Origin of the sequence: Saccharopolyspora cebuensis (assembly GCF_039542665.1) — a bacterium.
In the GTDB taxonomy this organism is placed as follows: Bacteria; Actinomycetota; Actinomycetes; order Mycobacteriales; family Pseudonocardiaceae; genus Saccharopolyspora; species Saccharopolyspora cebuensis.
In genome coordinates this window covers 108113-128408 of record NZ_BAABII010000005.1, presented here as the reverse complement: position 1 = coordinate 128408, position 20296 = coordinate 108113, and the positions used below count along the sequence as shown (strand labels likewise).

Annotated in this window: 21 protein-coding genes; 11 read left to right on the top strand and 10 right to left on the bottom strand. The window is 74.0% G+C overall.

Annotated features, from left to right (window positions below; translation table 11 throughout):
• Positions 1 to 64: 64 nt before the first annotated feature.
• The 3 genes from ABD976_RS10375 to mrf all read right to left on the bottom strand — a co-directional run bounded on the left by ABD976_RS10375 (position 65) and on the right by mrf (position 3021).
• Positions 65 to 1348, bottom strand: a complete 1284-nt coding sequence (locus ABD976_RS10375; protein ID WP_345361000.1) for an MFS transporter — start codon at positions 1346 to 1348, stop codon at positions 65 to 67.
• Between the two features lie 240 nt (positions 1349 to 1588).
• Positions 1589 to 1741, bottom strand: coding sequence for a 50S ribosomal protein L32 (gene rpmF / locus ABD976_RS10370; protein WP_345360997.1), 153 nt, complete (start codon positions 1739 to 1741; stop codon positions 1589 to 1591).
• A 53-nt stretch (positions 1742 to 1794) separates the two neighbouring features.
• The gene (gene mrf / locus ABD976_RS10365) at positions 1795 to 3021 is read right to left on the bottom strand and encodes a ribosome hibernation factor-recruiting GTPase MRF (protein ID WP_345360995.1); all 1227 of its coding nucleotides are present in this window, start codon (positions 3019 to 3021) and stop codon (positions 1795 to 1797) included.
• A gap of 85 nt (positions 3022 to 3106) precedes the next feature.
• Here mrf and rpmB point away from each other — a divergent pair, with 85 nt between their 5' ends.
• The 4 genes from rpmB to ABD976_RS10345 all read left to right on the top strand — a co-directional run bounded on the left by rpmB (position 3107) and on the right by ABD976_RS10345 (position 5617).
• Positions 3107 to 3343 carry a 50S ribosomal protein L28 gene (gene rpmB, locus ABD976_RS10360; protein WP_345360992.1) on the top strand — a complete coding sequence of 79 codons (237 nt, stop codon included), beginning with the start codon at positions 3107 to 3109 and terminating at the stop codon, positions 3341 to 3343.
• Positions 3344 to 3359: 16 nt separating this feature from the next.
• The gene (gene rpsN / locus ABD976_RS10355; protein WP_345360989.1) at positions 3360 to 3665 is read left to right on the top strand and encodes a 30S ribosomal protein S14; all 306 of its coding nucleotides are present in this window, start codon (positions 3360 to 3362) and stop codon (positions 3663 to 3665) included.
• 5 nt (positions 3666 to 3670) lie between these two features.
• A complete protein-coding gene (locus tag ABD976_RS10350; RefSeq protein WP_345360986.1) occupies positions 3671 to 3874 on the top strand; it encodes a bS18 family ribosomal protein in 204 nt (67 codons plus the stop codon).
• Positions 3875 to 4036: 162 nt separating this feature from the next.
• Positions 4037 to 5617 (top strand): amidase, encoded by a 1581-nt coding sequence (locus ABD976_RS10345; RefSeq protein ID WP_345360983.1) that lies wholly within the window; start codon positions 4037 to 4039, stop codon positions 5615 to 5617.
• A 41-nt stretch (positions 5618 to 5658) separates the two neighbouring features.
• On the opposite strand, the gene ABD976_RS10340 is transcribed toward ABD976_RS10345, so the two are convergent.
• The 4 genes from ABD976_RS10340 to ABD976_RS10325 all read right to left on the bottom strand — a co-directional run bounded on the left by ABD976_RS10340 (position 5659) and on the right by ABD976_RS10325 (position 10117).
• Positions 5659 to 6102 (bottom strand): hypothetical protein, encoded by a 444-nt coding sequence (locus ABD976_RS10340; protein WP_345360980.1) that lies wholly within the window; start codon positions 6100 to 6102, stop codon positions 5659 to 5661.
• A gap of 24 nt (positions 6103 to 6126) precedes the next feature.
• On the bottom strand, positions 6127 to 7320 hold the full coding sequence (locus ABD976_RS10335) for a DUF6745 domain-containing protein (RefSeq protein ID WP_345360977.1): 1194 nt from the start codon (positions 7318 to 7320) through the stop codon (positions 6127 to 6129).
• A gap of 118 nt (positions 7321 to 7438) precedes the next feature.
• Positions 7439 to 9193, bottom strand: coding sequence for an FAD-dependent oxidoreductase (locus tag ABD976_RS10330; protein ID WP_345360974.1), 1755 nt, complete (start codon positions 9191 to 9193; stop codon positions 7439 to 7441).
• Positions 9194 to 9481: 288 nt separating this feature from the next.
• A complete protein-coding gene (locus ABD976_RS10325; protein WP_345360971.1) occupies positions 9482 to 10117 on the bottom strand; it encodes a TetR/AcrR family transcriptional regulator in 636 nt (211 codons plus the stop codon).
• A 164-nt stretch (positions 10118 to 10281) separates the two neighbouring features.
• Here ABD976_RS10325 and ABD976_RS10320 point away from each other — a divergent pair, with 164 nt between their 5' ends.
• From ABD976_RS10320 to ABD976_RS10300, 5 genes are all read left to right on the top strand, one after another.
• On the top strand, positions 10282 to 11787 hold the full coding sequence (locus ABD976_RS10320; protein WP_345360968.1) for a flavin-containing monooxygenase: 1506 nt from the start codon (positions 10282 to 10284) through the stop codon (positions 11785 to 11787).
• 9 nt (positions 11788 to 11796) lie between these two features.
• Positions 11797 to 12618, top strand: a complete 822-nt coding sequence (locus ABD976_RS10315) for an SDR family NAD(P)-dependent oxidoreductase (protein WP_345360965.1) — start codon at positions 11797 to 11799, stop codon at positions 12616 to 12618.
• 308 nt (positions 12619 to 12926) lie between these two features.
• A complete protein-coding gene (locus tag ABD976_RS10310) occupies positions 12927 to 13286 on the top strand; it encodes a bleomycin resistance protein (RefSeq protein WP_345361709.1) in 360 nt (119 codons plus the stop codon).
• Between the two features lie 286 nt (positions 13287 to 13572).
• Positions 13573 to 14718 carry a hypothetical protein gene (locus ABD976_RS10305; RefSeq protein WP_345360962.1) on the top strand — a complete coding sequence of 382 codons (1146 nt, stop codon included), beginning with the start codon at positions 13573 to 13575 and terminating at the stop codon, positions 14716 to 14718.
• 63 nt (positions 14719 to 14781) lie between these two features.
• Entirely contained in the window at positions 14782 to 15153 is a 372-nt protein-coding gene (locus tag ABD976_RS10300) for a YccF domain-containing protein (protein WP_345360959.1), read from the top strand.
• Between the two features lie 36 nt (positions 15154 to 15189).
• On the opposite strand, the gene ABD976_RS10295 is transcribed toward ABD976_RS10300, so the two are convergent.
• The 3 genes from ABD976_RS10295 to ABD976_RS10285 are packed head-to-tail and all read right to left on the bottom strand — an operon-like array spanning position 15190 to position 18235.
• A complete protein-coding gene (locus tag ABD976_RS10295; RefSeq protein ID WP_345360956.1) occupies positions 15190 to 16689 on the bottom strand; it encodes a tripartite tricarboxylate transporter permease in 1500 nt (499 codons plus the stop codon).
• 26 nt (positions 16690 to 16715) lie between these two features.
• Complete coding sequence (locus ABD976_RS10290; protein ID WP_345360953.1) at positions 16716 to 17201, bottom strand: tripartite tricarboxylate transporter TctB family protein; 486 nt, start codon at positions 17199 to 17201, stop codon at positions 16716 to 16718.
• Positions 17198 to 18235, bottom strand: coding sequence for a tripartite tricarboxylate transporter substrate binding protein (locus tag ABD976_RS10285; protein WP_345360950.1), 1038 nt, complete (start codon positions 18233 to 18235; stop codon positions 17198 to 17200). Before ABD976_RS10285 ends, ABD976_RS10290 begins: the two co-directional genes overlap by 4 nt.
• A 131-nt stretch (positions 18236 to 18366) precedes the next feature.
• Here ABD976_RS10285 and ABD976_RS10280 point away from each other — a divergent pair, with 131 nt between their 5' ends.
• Both ABD976_RS10280 and kdgD read left to right on the top strand, forming a co-directional pair.
• Positions 18367 to 19290, top strand: coding sequence for a LysR family transcriptional regulator (locus ABD976_RS10280; protein ID WP_345360947.1), 924 nt, complete (start codon positions 18367 to 18369; stop codon positions 19288 to 19290).
• 77 nt (positions 19291 to 19367) lie between these two features.
• Positions 19368 to 20282, top strand: a complete 915-nt coding sequence (kdgD, locus tag ABD976_RS10275; RefSeq protein ID WP_345360944.1) for a 5-dehydro-4-deoxyglucarate dehydratase — start codon at positions 19368 to 19370, stop codon at positions 20280 to 20282.
• The last annotated feature ends 14 nt before the right edge of the window (positions 20283 to 20296 follow it).

Below are 20296 nucleotides of genomic sequence, written 5' to 3'. Positions count from 1 at the left end.
GCCGTCCTGCCCCGGTCGGGCGCGGGAGCGGTGTCCGCACGCCGCCGAGGTGGTGCCGCGGTGCTCAGGCCGCCGCGGGTTCCGGTTGCGGGTCGGTGAGCGGGTGGGCGAGCTCCTCCTTCGGCAGCCGCGCCAGCACGATGGTGACCAGCGCCGCCAGCAGCGGGACCGCCGCGGCGATCAGGAACGTCGGGGTGAGGCCGATCAGCGCGGCGACCGGTCCGGCGATGGCCAGGGACAGCGGCATGAGGGCGATCGAGACGAAGAAGTCCAGGCTCGACACCCGGCCGAGCAGGTGCGGTGGCACGAGCCGCTGGAGCAGCGTCCCCCAGATGACCATCGGCGCGGAGAACAGCGCACCGAGCACGAAGGCCGCGATCGCCACCGTCAGCAACCGGTCGCTGACCGCGATCAGCGCGAACGAGGTGCAGGAAAGCCCCCACATGCCGAGGGTCGCGGTGAGGTAGCGGCGGGGGATCCGCAGCGAGGTCATCACCGCCGAGCCCGCGGCACCGCCGATCCCGAAGGCGGCCATCATCCCGGCGTGGGCGGAGGCGTCCCCGCCGAGGTGGTCCTTGATGAAGAACGGCAGCAGCACCTGGAGCGGGCCCATCACCGCCAGCACCATCAGCGCCGCGAACAGCAGGCTCGACAGCAACCAGCGGGTCGAGGCGACGTACCGGAACCCTTCGAGCAGGTCGGCCACCGCCGAGCGCGGGGCGGTGCCGCGGGTCCCGCGCAACGGCGTCGCGGGCACGGTGGTGAGGATCCCGGTGGCCAGCAGGGCGCAGCAGGACGCGGCGGCGAGGGCGATCCCGGGGGACAGCGCCCCGATGATCAAGCCGGCCACCGCCGGTCCGGCGGCCTGCTGCACGGTGGGCCGCAGCGCGCCCTCGAACCCGTTGACCGCCATCAGGTCGTCCGCGGCGACCAGCGCCGGGATCCACGCCGAATACGCCGGGTAGTAGAACGCGGAGGCCATGCCGCCGACGAACCCGATGACCACCAGGTGCCACAGCCGGGTCTGGCCGGTCAGCGAGAGCACCGCGGCGGCGCCGAAGCAGGCGGCCTGCACGCCGTGCACCCCGAGCAGGATGTGCTTCTGCGGCAGGCGATCGGCCAGCACCCCGCCGACCAGGCCGAAGACCAGCGTGCCCGCCGAGGCCGCCGCGCCCACCGCTGAGAGCTCCGGCGGTCCGCCGCCGATGCGGATCACCTCCCACACCTGCGCCACCGCCCACAGCCCGCTGGTGAACAGCGAGAAGAACAACGAGACCGCGAGCCTGCGGTAGGCGCGGTGCCGGAACGGCAGCAATGCGCGCGGGAGACGACGGGCGGGAGTCGTCATGGACGTTCCTCCTGGCGGGTGCGGCGGATCCGGCCTCGGATGCGCGGACCATCGTGGCAGGACCGGCCGACACCCGCGGCGGAGCCGCGAACCGGTGCCGGTCATGAACACCACGCTAGGAATTCCAGCGCGGTCGAGGTCAAGCCGGATGTCGTCCGGCGGCGGCCCCGCCGCGGCGAACGGGCGCCACGCGCCGACGGGGACCTGCCGGTGAGCGGCAGGTCCCCGTCGGCGGTCGGTTCAGCGGCCGTGGAAGTGGCGGATCAGCTTGCGCGGCACCAGCTTCCGCTCGCCGTCGACCACGATCGGCACCAGCTCGGGTGCGGCGGCCTTCCACCGCGCCCGCCGGTGGCGGGTGTTGCTCCGGGACGTCTTGCGCTTGGGCACTGCCATGTCTTCCTCCTCGATCGGGGTGGTCGCCGGGATCCCGCTGCGCGAGCGGGGGCTCAGCCGTGCTGGTCGCGGGGAGCGGGCTCGCACGGGTCCTCGTGCCAGGTGATCGCCGACTCGGCGGGGGCGCGCCACGCCTGCTCGCCCGAGGCGAGTTCGTCGTCGGTGAGCAGCGCGCCGCGCAGCGCGCGCAGCACGTCGCCGGGGTCGGCTTCGTGGACGAGGACGACGAGTTCCTGCATCCGGTCGCCGTAGTGCTCGTCCCAGTGCAGCGAGGCCCGCAGCCGCTGCTCCACCGGAACCTCGGCCCACCGCTCCGGGGGCAGCGCGGCCAGCCACGGCCCGGCGTGGCCGAGGTGCAGCCCACCGCCCGCCGATTCCAGCCACAGCACGCTGTCGGGATCACCGGCCACCCACGCCCGGCCGCGGGCGCGCACGACCCCGTCGAGCAGCGCGTCCAGCGCTTCGTGCAGGCGTTCGGGGTGGAAGGGGCGGCGTTGTTCGAACAGCACGACCGCGACCCCGGCGACCGGTTCCATCGGTGGCTGCCCGCGCAGCAGCGGCCCGTGCGCGCCGTCGACCGCGCCGCGCCGGGCATCGGCCGGGATCCGGTCCAGCAGCGCGGGCACGTCGAGTTCGCCGAGCGCGGCGCGCGGTGCGGTCGGCGCCAGCCGCGCGAGCACCGCCTCGGTGCGCCTGGCCCGCCAGCGCTCCGCCTCGCCCGACAGGACCACGGCGTCGGCGAACTCCACCTGGCCGACGGCGACCTGGGCGACCGTGCGCTCGTCGTCCGCGCTGCCGCCGAGCCCGCGCTCGCGCAGCTCCTCGTCGCCGCCGGCGTCGTCGAGCCAGCTCGGCAGGTCCACCACCGCGAGCGCGGCCCGCACCTCGACGTCCTCGGCCACCGGGGCGTCGTCGACCACGACGTGCTCGATCGCCCAGCAGATCGCCTCCGGTTCCAGCGCCGGGTCGAGCCGCACGACGATGCGCCGCACCCCGGGCGTGCGGGCCAAGCGGCGCAGCAGCGGCAGGAAGTCCTCCCGCAGCGTGCACGAGACGCAGCCGTGGGCGAGTTCGAGCACCGCGGTGTCCACGGCCTCGCCGTGCCGGACGTGGCGGCGCAGCACGCCTTCGGGCAGGGTGCGCAGGTCGTGGTGCACCACGGCGGTGCCGCGCGGGTCGGTCGCGCGGACGGCGTCGGTGACGGCGGTGACCGGTTCCTCGGGAAGGCCCGCCACCAGCAGCAGCGGCACTCGGGAGGTCCGGGTCGGCTGGCTCCGCACGTGCGCCTCCAATCGACAATGGTTTTCAATTGCTTGCCGGGACGCTACACTAACTGAAAACGGATGTCGTTATCAGGAGGTTGTGGTGTCCGTCCGATGCCAGGTGACCGGGCGCGTGCCCGGACACGGCAAGCAGGTCTCCCACTCGCAGCAGCGCACCTCGCGGCGCTGGCTGCCCAACGTGCAGCGGCGCCGGTACTGGCTCCCGTCCGAGCAGCGCTGGGTGCGGCTGCGGGTGTCGGCGAAGGGGATCGGGACGATCGACCGGCGCGGCATCGAGGCGGTCGTCGCCGAGCTGCGCGCCCGGGGCGAGCGGGTCTGAAGGCGGGAGGGGAGCAGTGGCCAAGAAGTCCAAGATCGCCCGCGATCAGCAGCGCCGCGTCGTCGTGGCCCGCCACGCCGAGCGCCGCGCCGAGCTCAAGCGGATCATCAAGGCACCGGGCAGCACCGCCGAGCAGCGCACCGCCGCCCGCGCCGAGCTGTCCCGCCAGCCGCGCGACGCCAGCGCGACCCGGGTGCGCAACCGCGACGTCGTCGACGGCCGTCCGCGCGGCTACTTCCGCAAGTTCGGGCTCTCCCGGGTGCGCCTGCGCGAGCTCGCGCACCGCGGCGAGCTGCCCGGCGTGACCAAGTCGAGCTGGTGACGGCGATGGCGCGCACCCGCCGGCGCGGGGCGGACCCGCCGCGCCGCGGAGGGGTCACCGGGGTCGACGGGAAGGACGTGGCGCCGCTGCGCGAGTTCCCGCCGCACCGGGGCAGGACCCGGCCCCGCCGGATCCCCGGCCCGCGGGAGCAGCGCCAGGTCGCCCGGGCCACCACCCAGGCGCGGGAGAGGGCGCCGGTGCGGCGCTGACCCCCGCTTCCGCCGCAGTGCGGCGGACCCGCCACCCCCGGTCGCTCCCGCGTGTTCCCGGCAGAGCCGCTCCGGCGCACCGGGGGTGGTGCGGCCCGGTCGTCCTGCGGCGGGACACCGGCGTTCGTACCCTCGGCACGTCCACCATTGGGGGGAGTGGCCATGCTTGCGAGGCGACGGCTGTTATCGGTGGTGCTGGCGGTACCGCTGCTGCTCGGGACCGGGGCGGCGGAGGCCGCACCGCCCAGCCCGGTCCAGGTGGTCGGGCTCGACGTCGTCGGCACCGCCCGGCTGCTGGCCGAGGGCCGGACCACCTCGGTGGCGCTGGTCGACCGGTACCTGCGCCGCATCGACGCCTACGAGGACGCCTACGCCGACCAGCCGGGCGTGAACGCGATCATCGCGATCAATCCGCACGCCGCGCGGCGGGCCGGCGAACTGGACGAGGAACGGCGGCGCGGCGCGGTGCGCGGACCGCTGCACGGCGTCCCGCTGGTGCTCAAGGACAACGTCGACGTGCGCGGGATGGCCACCACCGGCGGCTCGGCCGCGCTGCGCGGTTCCCGGCCGCACGACGACGCGACGCAAGTCCGGCGGCTCCGCGAAGCCGGCGCGATCGTGCTGGCCAAGACCAACATGCACGAGTTCGCGATGGACGTCACCACGGTCAGCTCGGCCGGCGGCCAGACCCGCAACCCCTACGACCAGCGACGCCACCCCGGCGGGTCCAGCGGGGGCACCGGGGCGGGCGTGGCGGCGGCCTTCGCCCCCGCGGGTCTGGGCACCGACACCTGCGGATCGCTGCGCATCCCCGCCGCGCACACCAACCTCGTCACCCTGCGGGCCACCACGGGACTGTCCAGCCTCGACGGAGTGCTGCCGTTGGCCGGCAGCCAGGACGTGCTCGGGCCGATGGCCACCTCGGTCCGCGACGTCGCGGTGGTGCTCGACGCCACCGCCGGACCCGACCCGGCCGACCCGGCGACCGCGCAGGCGCACGGGCACGTGCCGCCGAGCTACCTGCGGGGGCTGCACCCCGACGCGCTGCGCGGTGCGCGGCTCGGCGTCGTCACCGACTACTTCGGCGACGCGGCGGCCGAGCGGCCGACCAACGCCGTGGTGCGCACCGCCATCGCGGACATGACCGCCGCCGGAGCGCACCCGGTGGAGCTCGGCCCGCTACCGCGGATCACCGGCGAGCTCGCGGAATCCAGCCGCATCAAGCACGAGTTCGAGCACCACGTCAACGCCTACCTGGCGCGCACGCCCGGACCCCCGGAGCTCGCCGGGCTGGAACCGCCCCGCGACCGGACGACCCTGGACGACGTGGTGGCCGCCGAGACGGCGATCCCGGAGGTCCAGCAACGCCTGCGGACGCTGCTGGACAGCCCCGCGCTGCCCAACGACGCGCACGACGAGGCGCTGCGCCGGCGCGACGTGCTCCGGCGGCAGCTGCACGAGCTGATGGTCGCCCACGACCTCGACGCGCTGGTCTACCCGTCGGTCTCCGCCCCGCCAACGGAGCTCGGCACCCGCCAGTCGCACCTCAACTGCCGACTCGCCGCGCACAGCGGCTTCCCGGCGCTGAGCGTGCCCGCCGGTTTCACCCCGGACGGGCTGCCGATCGGCGTCGAACTCATGGGCGCGCCCTTCGCCGAACCGCACTTGCTCGCCCTGGGGCACGCCTACGAACAGCGCACCCACCACCGCGTCCCACCGCCCACGACCCCACCGCTGCCCTGATGGCCGCTGCCCTGGTCGCTTCCGTCCACAGCGGACGGTCGTCAGTCGGCGACCAGGACGCGGCGGGGACCGGAGCCGCGGGCGGCGCCGCGTTCCTGCTGGCGCCGCACCAGCCAACGGCCGGGCGCCACCCCGCTACCGCCGTGCTCCGGGTGCACCAGGAACGCCGGGGCGGTGTTCTCGAACGCCGCGATGGCCAGACCCAGCGGGTCGTGCACCGCGGGGGTCCACCCGCAGGTGCCCCGATCGGACACCAGGGTGTGCGGGTTGCCGCCCGCCGCGCCGCGCAGCAGCTCCACGCCTTCCGGCGGAACGGGGTGCCAGGGGGCGCGGGTGGGCACGGTGACGGTGCCGAGCATCGCCAGCGGCAGGACGAGCAGGTCGCCCTGCGCCTGGAGGCCGTCGAGCACCGGTACGGACAGCTCGCGTTCCAGGTGGTCCAGGGCGTCGAGGCCGGTGCGGTCGAGGAGTTCGGCGAGATTCATCTGCATCACCTCGGGAAGTCGTGATCAGGTGCGGCGGAGCAGCCGCGCGTACTGGGCTCCGGTGAGCCCGTAGGACCACCCGGCCGCGTCGACCGGGTCGCGGAACCAGGGCGGCACGTGCAAGCCGTAGCGGCGCCGGGTGCCGTCGCGCTCGGCGGAGCCGTTGACGGCCAGCAGCAGCCGCACCGAGCTGCCCGACTGCCGGTACGGCACGTCGTAGAGGTGCAGTTCGCAACCCGGGTTGCCCGGATCGGGAGCCGCGCCGACCAGCGCCAGACCGGCCACGTCGGCGTAGCGCTCCCAGCCGCCGAGGCGTTCGATCGCGCAGCGCCGCACCTCCACGTTGCGCTCGGCGGCGATCCGCTCCGGCGCGGGGTCCTCGATCACCCAGGCGGGCACCCGGGTGCCGTGCCAGGAGTGCACCGCCCAGCCGTCCGGGTACCGCACGGCCGGTCCGGTGGCGGCGTGCAACCGCAGCTCACCGGTGCTCGCACCGGGCACCGGTTCGACGCGCACGGCGGCGGGGCGTTCGGCGACCACGCACCGGCCCTCGCGCGGCCACCACCAGCCGGCGGAGCGGGCCAGCAGCGCCCACGGTTCCAGGGCGTCGGCGTCGTCGAACCGCCACAGCCGCCGGTGCACGTCGCAGTGCGCGATCCAGTCGACCTCGTGCTGCCCGAACCAGCACAGGCCGGTCGGCCCGGGCAGCGCCGACTTGACCGGTCCGGCCACCGCGTCCCGGATCCGGCGGCGCAGCGCGCGGTGCACCTCCTCGGCCAGCACCGGGCGCAGCGGTGCGCCGGAGCGCAACGCGGTTTCCGGATCGGACGGTGGATCGCGCGGCTCGGGGACGCGGAGGGGATCGCCGAGGGGATCGCCCAGCCGTTCCCGCAGGGACGACATCAGCGACGCCAGCCGGTGTTCCACCGCGGCGAACCGCGCCGGGGCGGGCGCGGTCGACGCGGGCACCGAACGCAGGGCGGCGGCCGGGGAATCCACCCACTCGAACGCGGGCGGTGGCGCGCCCACCCTCGCGTACAGCGCGGTGATCGCCGCCTCGGCGGCGGCCCGGTCGGCGGGAGCGCTGCGCAGCGCGTGGCGCTGCCAGTCGGCGCGGATCTCCACCGCGCGCCGCCAGCGCGCGAGGCGCCGGTCCAGCGCGGACCGGTCGGAGGGGAGCGGGGAACGGCGGGCCCGGCGCCCGCGGCGCCCGCTCAACGCGTCAGGGCGGTCGCGCCCTTTCCGGTAGACATGCCGTGATCGTGGCATCCCCGCCCGGCGCCCCGCAACCTCCGTCCGCGCCCGCACCGCGCCGGGCGGTGCGGGCGATCGGACTTCAGCGGGACAGCACCGCCACGAGGGCGTCGCGGAGCCGGGCGGCGGGGTCCTCGGGCAGCGTGGCGCTGCGCCAGGCGACGTGGGCGTCGGGGCGGACCAGCAGCACGCCGTCCTCGGCGATCTCGCTGAGCCGGGCCCAATCGTCGTAGAGGTCGGTGTAGGGCCGGCCGGGGCCGATCAGGTGCGCGTCGACCTCGACGCCGAGTTCGGCGCCGAGCTCCGCGGCGGCGTCGACCCAGGGCTGCCCGCCGAGACCGGTGAGCACGGTGAACCGCCCCCGGCCGACGAGGTCGTGGGTGGAGACCTTGTGCCCGTCGCGGCCCAGCCAGGCGTGCGGCAGGCGGGCGCCGGGCCAGGTGGTCGGGTGGTGGTGCAGCTCCGGATCGCGGGTGTACTCCGGCTCGGGGGTGCCGTCGCCGACGACGGCCGTGGAGGCGTAGCGCTGGCCGAGCTCGACGCCCAGCGCGTTGAACTCGTAGTTCTTCAGCTCCATCGCCTTGCGCAGCAGCTCGCGCTTGCGGGCGCCCTCGGGCGTGGCGTCGCGGCGGGAGTCGATCGCCGCCCGCATCGCCTCGGTGTCCTCGGTCTCGTGCACCCCGAGCGCCTCCAGGATGGCGCCGAACTCCTCGATGGACTTGTTGGCGCGCAGCACGATCTGCTCGCCCACCGGGGCGCGCTCCGCCTCGTAGCTGTCCAGCAGCGCCTCGCCCGCGACGCCGCGCAGCACGTGGGCGAGCTTCCAGGCGAGGTTGTAGGAGTCGCCGATGGAGGTGTTGGACCCCAGCCCGTTGGACGGCGGGTGGCGGTGCGCGGCGTCGCCCGCGATGAACACCCGGCCCTGCCGGTACCGGGTGGCGTACATCTTGTTGTTGCCCCACAACGACATCGAGCGGATCGTCACCGGGATCGAGGGGTCGCCGACGAGTCCGCGCACGATCTCGGTGGCCATCGCCTCGTCGAGTTCCGGCGGCGGCTGGTCGATGTCGTAGCCCCAGGTGACCAGCCACTCGTTCCACGGCCGCACCATCCGGACCAGGCCCAGCCCGATCCCGCCGATCGTCGCGCCGGGTTGCAGCACCCAGTACAGCACCGACGGCCGGTGCTCGACCAGGTGCGACAGGTCCGCGTCGAAGACGATGTTCATCGACCCGGCCACGTCCATCTCGCCTTCCATCGGCAGCCCGAGGTCGGCGGCGACCTTCGAGCGGCCGCCGTCGGCGCCGATGGCGTAGCGGGCGCGGACGCGGTACTCGTGGCCCGTCGAGCGGTCCCGGACCAGCGCGGTGACCCCGGAATCGTCCTGGGTCAGCGACAGGTACTCGGTGTCGAAGCGGAACCGGGTGCCGCGCTCGGCGGCGGCGGAGACCAGGATCGGTTCGAACAGGTGCTGCGGCAGGTCGCAGTTCATCGACGGGCTGGCCATCACGTAGTCGGCCTCGCGCTGCGGGTGGGTGCCCCAGGTGCGCACCCGGCCGATCTCCTCACCGGCCAGCGAGGAGCAGAACACCGTGTCGCCGATCAGGTGGTGCGGCGTGGCCTTCGCCTTGACCTGGTCCTCGATCCCCATGTCCCGCATGATCTCCACCGTGCGCTGGTTGGTGATGTGCGCGCGGGGGGTGTTGGCGGTCCACCGGTACTTGGAGACCACGAGGTTGTCGACGCCGTAGGTCGACAGGAACAGCGCCGCCGAGGCCCCGGCCGGCCCGGAGCCGATGATCAGGACGTCGGTGGTCAGGTCGGGGGGCGTGGACACGTCTGCTGGCCTCCGTGGCGTGGTGGGCTGCTGCGGGCGGGCGACGTGGCGGGGCGTCCTCGCGCAGGCGGGGGCCGTCCGCGTCCCGCCGGGTGCCGCGCCCGGTCGCGTGCCGATGGTAAGCGGCGGCGCAGCGTGATGATCATGGCCGCGGTCCGCCGCGGCACGGCCCCGCGGGCGGCGCCGACCTGCCGGATCGGCCGCCCCGCGCGTCACCGAGCGCGACGACCGCACGCAGCGTCGCGGACCCGGTACGTCCGCTTCGGCCCGTGATGATCACCACAGGGATCAGGTGTCGTCGCGCAGCGTCCGGACGTAGGAGAGCAGGGCGCGGCGCACTTCGGCGCGCACGGCGGTGTCGGTGGCCCCGGCGCTGCGCCCGACCGCGTAGAGGCCGTTGCTGATGTGCACGATCACCGATGCCGCGGTCTCCCGGCGTTCCGGCGGCATGGCCGGTGCCAGGACCTCCAGCCGCTGCACCAGGCGGCTGCGGATCGCCTCGACCACGCCGGGCGCGGCCGGGGGCGAGGTCGACGAGCTCAGCAGGAACCCCAGCAGTCCCGGCGGGTCCTCGTTCAGCGCGGCGTGGATGTCGAGCACCTCGTCGATGAGCTCGGCGGGCTCGGCGTCGAGCGCGTCGCGGAGCCGCTCGTCGAGCGCCGCCCCGAGCCGGATCGTCCACTGCTCCTGCAACGCCGTGAGGATCGCGTCCTTGTCGGCGAAGAACTGGTACAGCGAACCGACCGAGACGCCGGCCCGCGCGGCGACGAGGTTCGTGTTGACCTCCGCGTACCCGCGCTCGGCGAACAGCTCGCCCGCCGCGGTCAGGATCCGCTCGACGAGCTCCCGGCTGCGCCGCTGCTTCGGCATCCGGCGGCGCCCGGGCGTGGGTGCCGCCGCACCGCCGGGTTCCGGCACGGGCATGGTGGCCGCTCCTCCCCGTGGAACGCGAGTGATCGCAGCATCACCGCAGGTGCGAACGCGAGTTGTCAAATGCGAGTTATTGCTCGGATAATAGCCCTGGTCAGGAGCTGATCGCCAGCGCGGCGGCTCCGGCGGCCGGTCGTTCCACGCGGAGGAGTCCATCCATGACCAGCAGGCACTGGGACGTGCTCATCGTCGGTGCCGGCCTCTCCGGCATCGGTGCCGCCTACCGGATCGGGTCGGCGGCGCCGGACCGCGACTACGCGATCTTCGAGGCGCGCGGCGCGATCGGCGGCACCTGGGACCTGTTCCGCTACCCGGGCGTGCGGTCCGATTCGGACATGCACACGCTGGGCTACCCGTTCCGCCCCTGGACGCGGCGCGAGTCCATCGCCGACGGTGCGTCGATCCGCGAGTACATCCGGGACACCGCGGCCGAGCACGGCATCGACCGGCACATCCGGTTCCACCACCGGGTGGTGGCCGCCGCCTGGTCGTCGGCGCACGCGCGGTGGACCGTCGAGGTCGAGGTCGGCCCGGAGCGGCGGACCGAGACCCACACCTGCTCGTTCCTGTACCTGTGCAGCGGGTACTACGACTACGACCACGGGCACGTGGTGGACTTCCCCGGCCAGGACCGCTTCCGCGGCCGGATCGTGCACCCGCAGCACTGGCCGGCGGACCTCTCCTACCGGGGCGAGCGCGTCGTGGTCGTCGGCAGCGGTGCCACGGCGGTCACGCTCGTGCCGTCGATGGCCGAGGACGCCGCGCACGTCACCATGCTGCAGCGGTCCCCCAGCTACATCGCCTCCCGGCCGGACGTCGACCCGCTGGCGGAGCGGTTGCGCGCGCACCTGCCCGATCGGCTCGCCTACCGGCTCGTGCGCGGCAAGAACATCCTCACCGGCACGCTGGTCTACCGGCTGTGCCGCCGGTGGCCGCGCCGGGCGGCCCGGGTGCTGCGCGACGGCGTCGCCGGGCAGCTCCCGGACTCCGTCCCGCTCGACCCGCACTTCGCACCCCGCTACGACCCGTGGGACCAGCGGCTGTGCCTGGTGCCCAACGGCGACCTGTTCCGGGCGCTGCGGGACGGCCGGGCGAGCGTGGTCACCGACGGCCTCGCGTCCTTCACCGAGCACGGCGTGCGGCTCGCCTCGGGCGCGGAGCTGGCGGCCGACGTCGTGGTCACCGCGACCGGGCTGGAGATGCTGGCGTTCGGCGGGATCGACCTGACCGTGGACGGCGAAGCGGTCGACCCCGGTCGCCAGGTCGTCTACAAGGGCGTGATGTTCAGCGGGGTGCCGAACCTGGCGTGGTCGCTGGGCTACACCAACGCCTCCTGGACGTTGCGCTCGGACCTCACCGCCCGGTACGTGCGCCGGGTCCTCGACCACATGCGGCGCCACGGGCACACCACCTGCCTGCCCCGACCGCGCGGCGCCGGGGCGCGGCGCTCGGAGCGGCCCATCCTGGACCTCTCCTCGGGTTACGTCATGCGGGCCGCCGACCGGCTGCCGAAGCAGGGTGCCCGGCGGCCGTGGCGGCTGCACCAGAACTACCTCGTGGAGCTCCCCGCGATGCGGCTCAGCCGCGTCGACGACGGCTCCCTGCTGTTCAGCCGGACCGCCTCGGCACCCGACCGGTCCGCGACCACCGCACCCACCCGCTGAGGAGATCCCGTGCGCGACTTCGCATTCCCCGGCACGACCGCGCTGATCACCGGCGCCGCGAGCGGCATCGGCGAGGCGCTGGCGCACGACCTCGCGGGCCGGGGCTGCGCGCTGGCCCTCCTCGACCGGGACGCGGCGGGCCTGGACCGGGTGGCGCGGCGGTGCCGCGCGCTCGGCGCGGACACGAGCGTCCACGTGGTCGACCTGTCCGACGGCGCCGACCGGGCGGACCTGGCCGAGGAGGTGCTGGATCGCCACCAGCGGGTCGACCTGCTCGTCAACAACGCCGGGGTGGCGCTCGCCGGTGAGCTGCACCAGGTCGGCATCGAGGACTTCGACTGGCTGATGGAGGTCAACTTCCGGGCGGTGGTGACCACGACGATGGCGTTCCTGCCGCACCTGCGCGGCAACCCCGGCGCGCACGTGGTCAACACCTCCAGCCTGTTCGGGCTCGTCGCCCCCGCCGGGCAGGTCGCCTACGCGGCGAGCAAGTTCGCGGTGCGCGGGTTCACCGAAGCGCTCCGGCACGAACTGGCGGGCCGGGGGGTCGGCGTGACGGTGGTGCACCCCGGCGGTGTCAAGACCGGCATCGCCACCAGCGCGCGACTGGGCCGCGGCACCGACGACGAGCAGCGCGCGGCGCGCGACGAGTTCACCAAGCACCTGACCATGCCGCCCGCGACGGCGGCGCGGCTCATCACCGAGGCCGTCCGCACCCGCAAGCCCCGCCTGGTCATCACCCGCACGGCCAAGGTCCTCGACCTGCTCGCCCGGCTCGTCCCGGGCCGGTACGCGACGGTGCTCACCGCGCTCAGCGGCCTCCGGAAGTGAGTCGCGCGGATCCCTGGTCCGGAGCCGGTCGTCCAGCGCACCGCCCAGCACGGCACCGCGGGCGCGCTTGCCGAGGGCCCGCCGACGAACCCGGAACGCGCTTCCCGCCCAGGTGAACCCGCGGGTCCGCGGGTCGTTCACCGTTGCCGGTGAGAGCGCGCGCCGCTCGGTGCGTCCCGGCCGGTCGGCGATGCCGTCCTGGTAGGTTCGGCGCCCTGCGCGGCGGGATGCGACGCCGCCGCCCGCGATGGCGATTCCCGCGGGTCCGCCGCCGTCGAACGAAGAAGAGGGGTTCCGCCGTGCCCAAGATGACCGCCGCCGTTCCGGTGCTCACCGCCGTCGACGTGCCCGCCGCCGTCGAATTCTGGTCCCTGCTCGGTTTCACCCGCGAATTCGCCGAGTCCGACTTCGCCGGGGTGGGGCGCGACGACGTCACGCTGTTCATCTGCTCGGTGGACGACCAGGTGGTCCCGGACAACACCCAGGCCTGGGTGGAGGTGCACGGCTTGGACGACCTGCACGCCGAGTGGGCCGGTGCGCTGCTGTCCACCGACTACCGGGACACCTCGGGACCGGCGATCACCGCGATCAGCGACCAGCCGTGGGGCCGGGAATTCGCCGTCCGCGACCGGGCGGGCAATTGCGTGCACTTCGTCGGCGAGCACTGATCACCCGGAGGTGTTGTTCCGGAATCCCGGAATCGCGGCAGCCCGTTCGGGATCCCGGAGATTCCCGCGCCGCGCGTGAATCCCGCTCGGTGATCGCGAGGGCGGAACTCCCGAATTCCCCGGGCACGGCCCGAACCCCCCGTTGACATGGTGATCCGCCCGGTTATGTGATGGGTGGGCGGCGGAGCGGTTCGTCGCGGCACAGCCGAGAGCGGAGAACGGTGCGCAGTTCCGGTGCCCCCGGATCCGTCCGCGCGTTCGTCCGCTTCGCCGGGGGGAGGAACGCATGGCCGGCACACGAGGCATCGGGACGGCGGAGGCACCGCGGGAATCGGCGCCGTGGTGGCGGCGGGCATCGAACACCGGGCGCCGGGTGGTCCCCGCGCGCTGGCGCGTCGCCGCGCGGGACCGCCGGTTCGCCGCCGAGGAACGACCGGAACTCCAGGCGTTCCAGCGCTTCTACGAACGGCTGGAGCGCAAGCGCGGCGCGGTCTACCTGTTCGTCACCGGCGGGCTGCTGCACCGGCTGGTCAGCGCCGAGCGCCTGGTGCCCCGCGACGTCAACCTGGTGCTGCTCGGTTCCGGCCTGGCGGAACCGGAGGTGCGGTGGATCCGCACCCGCCTGGACCGCCCGTTCCACCACATCGGGCTGCCCGTCGACGCCAACACGGCGTGGGAATTCCTGTTCGCCACCAACCGGTTCGACTTCGGCTACGTCGACGCCGACTGCCTGGTCCTGGAGCCGGCGGTGTTCGACGACCTGCTGCGGTTCGACGACGACATCGCGCTCAACGCGGCCTGGACCCACCCCGCCGAACCCGGTCTCGCGCTGGCCGTTCCGCCCCTCGTCGGCGTCCACGTCGCGGCGGTGCGCGAACTCCGGCGCGGCGGCCGGTACCTGAGCCCGGCGCACCACGACTGGGACGGCTCGGTGCTGCCCGGACCGCAGCCGCGCTCCTACCGCCGGGTGCCCACCGCCCGGCAGCGCCGCACCCTGCTCGAAGTGCTGCCCGCCGACGAGCGCGGCAGGCCGGTCCCGCCGGGCGGCGCCGCGCACTTCGACACCCTCGTCGCCTTCCAGATCGGCGCCGTCACCGCCGGTTACCGCACTCGCGCCGTGCGCCCGCTCGCGCACCGGCCGCCGGACGCGGCCGCCGCCTCCGGGGCCTGGCAGCAGGACCTCAGCGACGAACTCGTGCACCTGCGGGAGCTGGACCGCCACGTCCGGCTGCACCTGGCCGTCGAGCACGCCCTGCTCAGCGCCACCGGCGCCGAGCTGCCGGGGAGCTACCGCGCTCGGCTGCGGGAGGTGGCCGGCCGGCTGGCGGGCCTCGGGGTGGCCCCGGAGGAAGCCGCCGGGCTGGTCCGAGCGCACCTGAACGACCGGGGGGTGGGCGAGCGGTCGGCCGACCGCGTGCTGGGCGCGGGGTGACCCGGTCGGTGCTGATCGGCGTCCGGTTGGGGGTCCGGCGGTGGCGTCGGGACAATGGGAGGCGTGAACGCGATCCTCAACGTGCTGTGGCTGGTCCTGTCCGGTTTCTGGATGGCGGTCGGCTACGCGGTGGCCGGTGTCATCTGCTGCATCCTGATCATCACCATCCCGTTCGGCATCGCCTCGTTCCGGATGGCCAACTACGCGCTCTGGCCGTTCGGGCGGACGCTGGTCGACCGGCGCGATGCCGGGGCGGCGTCGCTGCTGGGCAACCTGGTGTGGCTGGTCTTCGCCGGGTGGTGGCTGGCCCTCGGGCACCTGGTCACCGGTGCCCTGCTGTGCATCACGATCATCGGCATCCCGCTCGGCGTGGCGAACTTCAAGCTGGTCCCCGTGTCGTTGGTGCCCCTGGGGCGCGAGATCGTCCCCGCCTGAGGGACCGGTGGCCCCGCCCCGCGGGGCCACCACCGGTCACACCCGCTCCCGGGTGCGGCGCCGGGCCCCGACCAGGCGCCGCACCAGCGGGATCAGCGCGACGACGACCAGCAGGGCGAACAGGGTGCCGGAGATCGGGCGGGCGAGGAACCCGGACGGGTCGCCGTCGAAGAGCAGCAGGGACCGGCGCAGCGACTCCTCCAGCATGGCGCCGAGGACGAACGCGAGCACCAGCGGTCCCGGTTCGAAGCCGAACTTCTTCATCAGGTAGCCGAGCAGGCCGAAGAACACCACCAGCGCGATGTCGAAGACGCTGTTGCGCACCGTGTAGACGCCGATCAGCGTGATGAGCACCGTGATCGGCGCCAGCACCGCCGCGCGCACCCGCAGGATCTTCACGAAGAGCCCGACCAGCGGGATGCTCATGATCAGCAGCAGCACGTTGCCGAGGTACATGGAGTTCACCACGCCCCAGAACAGCTCCGGTTCCTGGTCGACCAGTTGCGGGCCGGGCGTGACGCCGTGCACCAGCAGCGCCCCGAAGATCATCGCCATCGTGGCGTTGGCGGGGATGCCCAGGGTGAGCAGCGGGATGAACGACGAGGTGGACGCGGCGTTGTTCGCCGTTTCCGGAGCGGCGACGCCTTCCACCGCCCCGCGCCCGAAGCGCTCCGGGGTCGGCGACCGCCGCTTCTCCAGCGCGTAGGCCGACAGCGAGGACAGCGTCGCGCCGCCGCCGGGCAGGATGCCGAGCAGGAAGCCGACCACCGAGCCGCGTCCCATCGCCCCGGAGGAGCGCCGCAGGTCGGTGCGGGACGGCCACACGTTGGGCACCCGCGACGGGGCGGCCACCGCGGTGCGCCGCCGCTCCAGGTCGTGCAGGATCTCGCCGAGCCCGAACAGCCCCATCGCGATCGGCACGAAGTCCAGCCCGTCGGACAGGGCCAGCGAATCGAAGGTGAACCGCTCGACGCCGGTGAAGGTGTCCCGGCCGACGGTGGCCAGCAGCAGCCCGAGGCAGGCCGCGACCAGCGCCTTGAGCCGGCCGCCGTTGCTCACGGTGGCCACCAGCAGGATGCCCAGCAGCGCCAGCGCGGTGTACTCCGGCGGGCCGAAGTCCAGCGCGAAGCCGGCGACCAGGGGGGCGAAGAAGGACAGCGCGACGATGGAGACCGTGCCCCCGGCGAACGACCCGATGGCCGCGATGCCCAGCGCGGTGCCCGCCTTGCCCTGGCGGGCGAGCGCGTGGCCGTCGAAGACGGTCACCACCGAGGAGGCCTCGCCGGGCAGCCGCAGCAGCACGGAGGTGATGGTGCCGCCGTACTGCGCGCCGTAGAAGATGCCGGCCAGCATGATGATCGCCGTCACCGGCTCCACGCCGAAGGTCAGCGGCAGCAGGATCGCGATCGTCGCCGCCGGTCCCAGTCCGGGCAGCACGCCGACGAGCATCCCGATGACGACGCCGAGCAGGCAGTACAGCAGGTTGGTGGGTTCCAGGACGACGCCGAACCCGTCGAGGACGGGGGCCAGATCCATCGTGGCTCCAAGGGGGCCGTTGCGGGTCAGAAGAGGTGCGGGACGGGCACGCCCAGCGCGCCGACGAAGATCGCGTAGAACGCGACCACGATGCCCAGCGCGGCCACGACGGACAGCCGCCACGTTTCGCCGCCCAGGAACCGGAGCCAGACCAGGGCGAGCAGCACCGAGGGGATCTCGAAGCCGATGGTGCCGACCAGCGCGACGAATCCGGCCATGCTCAGCAGGCCGACGAGCACCTTCGCGCTCTCACCGGTGAACGCCTCGGCGTCGGTGGTGCGCCGGGCCAGCACCGCCAGCGCGATGCCGAGCCCGGTGATGGCGAGGCTGATCAGCAGCGGCCAGGTCCCAGGACCGGGCGCGGCGGGGGTGCCCGCGCCCAGGGACCAGGACCCGACGAGCCCGGCGACGCCGACCGCGATCACCAGCAGTGCCGCGACGAGGTTGGCCACCGGTCCCGCCCGCGGCGGTTCCCCGGCCTCGGCCGCCTCCTCCGGCTCGGCGACCGTCACCGCGCGCCCCCGAGGTCGATGCCGTACTCCTGCACCATCCCGCGGTAGCTGTCCAGCGAGCCGGTCCACTCCTCGACGACCCGAGCACCGTCCACCTCGTGCGGCGTCAGCAGGTTCTCCTCGTTGAACTTCCGGTAGGACTCGGTGGCGAAGGTGGCCCGGAACGCCTCGCGCAGCCGGTCCAGCACCTCCGGCGGGGTGCCCTTCGGGGCCACCACCGCGCGCGCCTGCGAGACCAGCACGTCGTAGCCCTTCTCCACGGCGGTCGGGGTGTCCGGGAGGTACTGGTTGCGCTGCTCGGAGAAGGTGACCAGCGGGATCAGCGCGCCGCCCTCGATCTGCCCGATCGCCTCGCCGAGCTGCACCGCGGCGACGTCGACCTGCTGCCCGAGGACGGCGGTCATGGCCGGGGCCCCGCCGTCGAAGGGCACCGCGGTCCCGGGGATCCCGGCCTGCTTGAACAGCAGCTCCTGGGAGAGCTGGCTGCCGGTGCCGACGCCGGTGGTGCCGAACTTGAGCTCGCGCCCGGCGGCGGCGAGGTCCTCCAGCGCGCCCAGCCCGGAATCGGCGTGCGCGACGAGCACGTAGTCGTCCCGGGAGATCCCGGTGATGACCTCGAAATCGGTGACGTCGACGGCCTGGTCCGGGGGCACCGCCAGCGGCGTGATCGCCACCAGCGAGGCGTTGAGGACCATCAGCTCGTGCCCGTCGGGCGCCTTGCCGGACAGCTCCTCGGCGGCCAGCGCGCCGTTGGCGCCGGGCGTGTTCACCACCGGCATCGCGACGCCGAGCTCCTCGGCGGCGCCGTCGGCCAGCGCGCGCCCGATCAGGTCGGTGCTGCCGCCCGGGTCCTGGCCGATGGACAGGGTGATCGGTCCGCTGGGGAATTCCCCGCCGCCGCTGGACAAGTTGCCCCCGCACGCGCTGAGCGAGAGGGCGAGCGCCGCGGCGACCGCGGGCACCGCCCACCGGCGGCCACGCCCCCGGCGGGAGGGTCTCTGGTGCAGTGGCTCCGTCGACGTCACCTGGGTCATGCCTTCTCCTTCGCTGGCGGTGATCGGCGTTGTGATCGGCATCACTGCGGCCGAACGCTCGGGAAGCCTAAGAGCGGAATTCCATGCATGTCCAAGGCCGATCGGGCATGAGCTGATACCTTGCGCGCATCATGTTCTCCTTCGAGCAGCTCCGCGGGTTCGTCGCCGTCGCCGAGGAACTGCACTTCGGCCGGGCGGCGGACCGGCTGGCCATGACGCAGCCGCCGCTGAGCAGGCAGATCCAGAAGCTGGAACGCGCCGTCGGGGTGCGGCTGTTCGAGCGGGACAACCGGCGGGTGGCCCTCACCCCCGCGGGAGCGGCGTTCGTGGCCGAGGCGCGCCGGTTGCTGGCGCTGGCGGACCGGGCGCCGGACGTGGCCCGCCGGATCTCCGCCGGATCGCGCGGCACGCTGCGCATCGGGTTCACCGCCGCCTCGGCCTACGGCACCCTCGGTCAACTGCTGAACCGGTTGGAGGAGGCCCTGCCGCAGATCGACGTGGAACTCTCGGAGATGGTCACCGGCGAGCAGGTGGCGGCGCTGCGCGGCGGGGAACTGGACCTCGGGCTGGCCCGGCCGCCGTTCGACGGCGAGTTCGGCTCCCGGGTGCTGCGCCGGGAGCGGATGCTGGTCGCGGTGCCGGAGGACCACCCGCTCGCCCGGCGCGGCGCCCCGGTGGCCGCGGCCGACCTCGTCGACCTGCCGCTGATCATGCATTCGCCGAGCAAGGCGCGCTACTTCTACGACCTGGTCGTCGGGTTGGTGCCGATCGCGCACCGCAACGTGATGCACGTGGTGAGCCAGATCCTGACGATGGTGTGGCTGGTGGCGGCCGGGCGCGGCATCGCGTTCGTGCCGGAATCGGCGACCGGGCTGGGCATTCCCGGTGTGGTGCACCTCGAACTCGCGGGAGCGCCCGACGATCCCGTCGAACTGCACCTGCTGTGGACCCGCGACTCGCGCAACCCCGCGCTGTGGCGGGCGCTCGACGCCGTCGACCAACTGATGCCGGACGGGTATCACTCGATGCAGAACAACTCTTGGACAGCATCGTGAACAGCTCCCTACCGTAGCGGCGACAGAGCCCGGCCCCGCGCCAGGGCATCCCCGATCGCCGACCGAAGGGCGTTCCCGTGACCCAGTTCGCTCCGCCCGATCTGGCCACCCGGCTCGGAACCGGACTGCTCTCCTTCCCCGTCACCCACTTCGACGCCGAGCTCGCCTTCGACGAGGCGCGCTACCGCGACCACCTCGCGTGGCAGAGCGGATCCGGCGTCGCCGGGCTGTTCGCCGCCGGGGGCACCGGCGAGGGCTTCTCCCTGACGGCGGACGAGGTCGACCGCGTGGTGCGCACCGCCGTCGACGAGGTCGCGGGCCGGGTCCCGGTGCTGGCCCCGGCGACCGGCGGCACCGCGCTGGCGGTGGCCCAGGCCCGGGCGGCGCAGGACGCGGGCGCCGACGGCGTGCTGCTGCTGCCGCCGTACCTGACCGAAGCCGGGCAGGCCGGGCTCGCCGAGCACGTGAGCGCGGTGTGCGCGGCCACCGATCTCGGCGTGCTCGTCTACAGCCGGGCCAACGCGGTGTTCACCGACGTCACCGTCGCCGCCCTCGCCGACCGCAACCCGAACCTGATCGGGCTCAAGGACGGCGTCGGCGACGTCGAGCGGATGGCCCGGATCTACGCGCGGCTCGGTGACCGGCTGGTCTACGTGGGCGGCCTGCCGACCGCCGAGACCTTCGCGCTGCCGCTGCTCCAGCTCGGGGTGAGCACCTACTCCTCGGCGCTGTACAACTTCCTGCCGGAGTTCGCCCTCGGCTTCTTCGAGGCGGTCCGCGCGCAGGACCGCGCCGAGGTCTACCGCAGGCTCAACGAATTCGTGATCCCCTACCTGGACATCCGGGACCGGGCGCGCGGCTACGCGGTGTCCATCGTCAAGGCGGGGCTGGACGCGGTGGGCCGCGACGGGGGACCGGTCCGCCCACCGCTGACCGGGCTCACCGACGAGGAGCGGGCCGAGCTGGCCGAGCTGATCGCCGCGGTGTCCTGAATGCCGAACCGAAC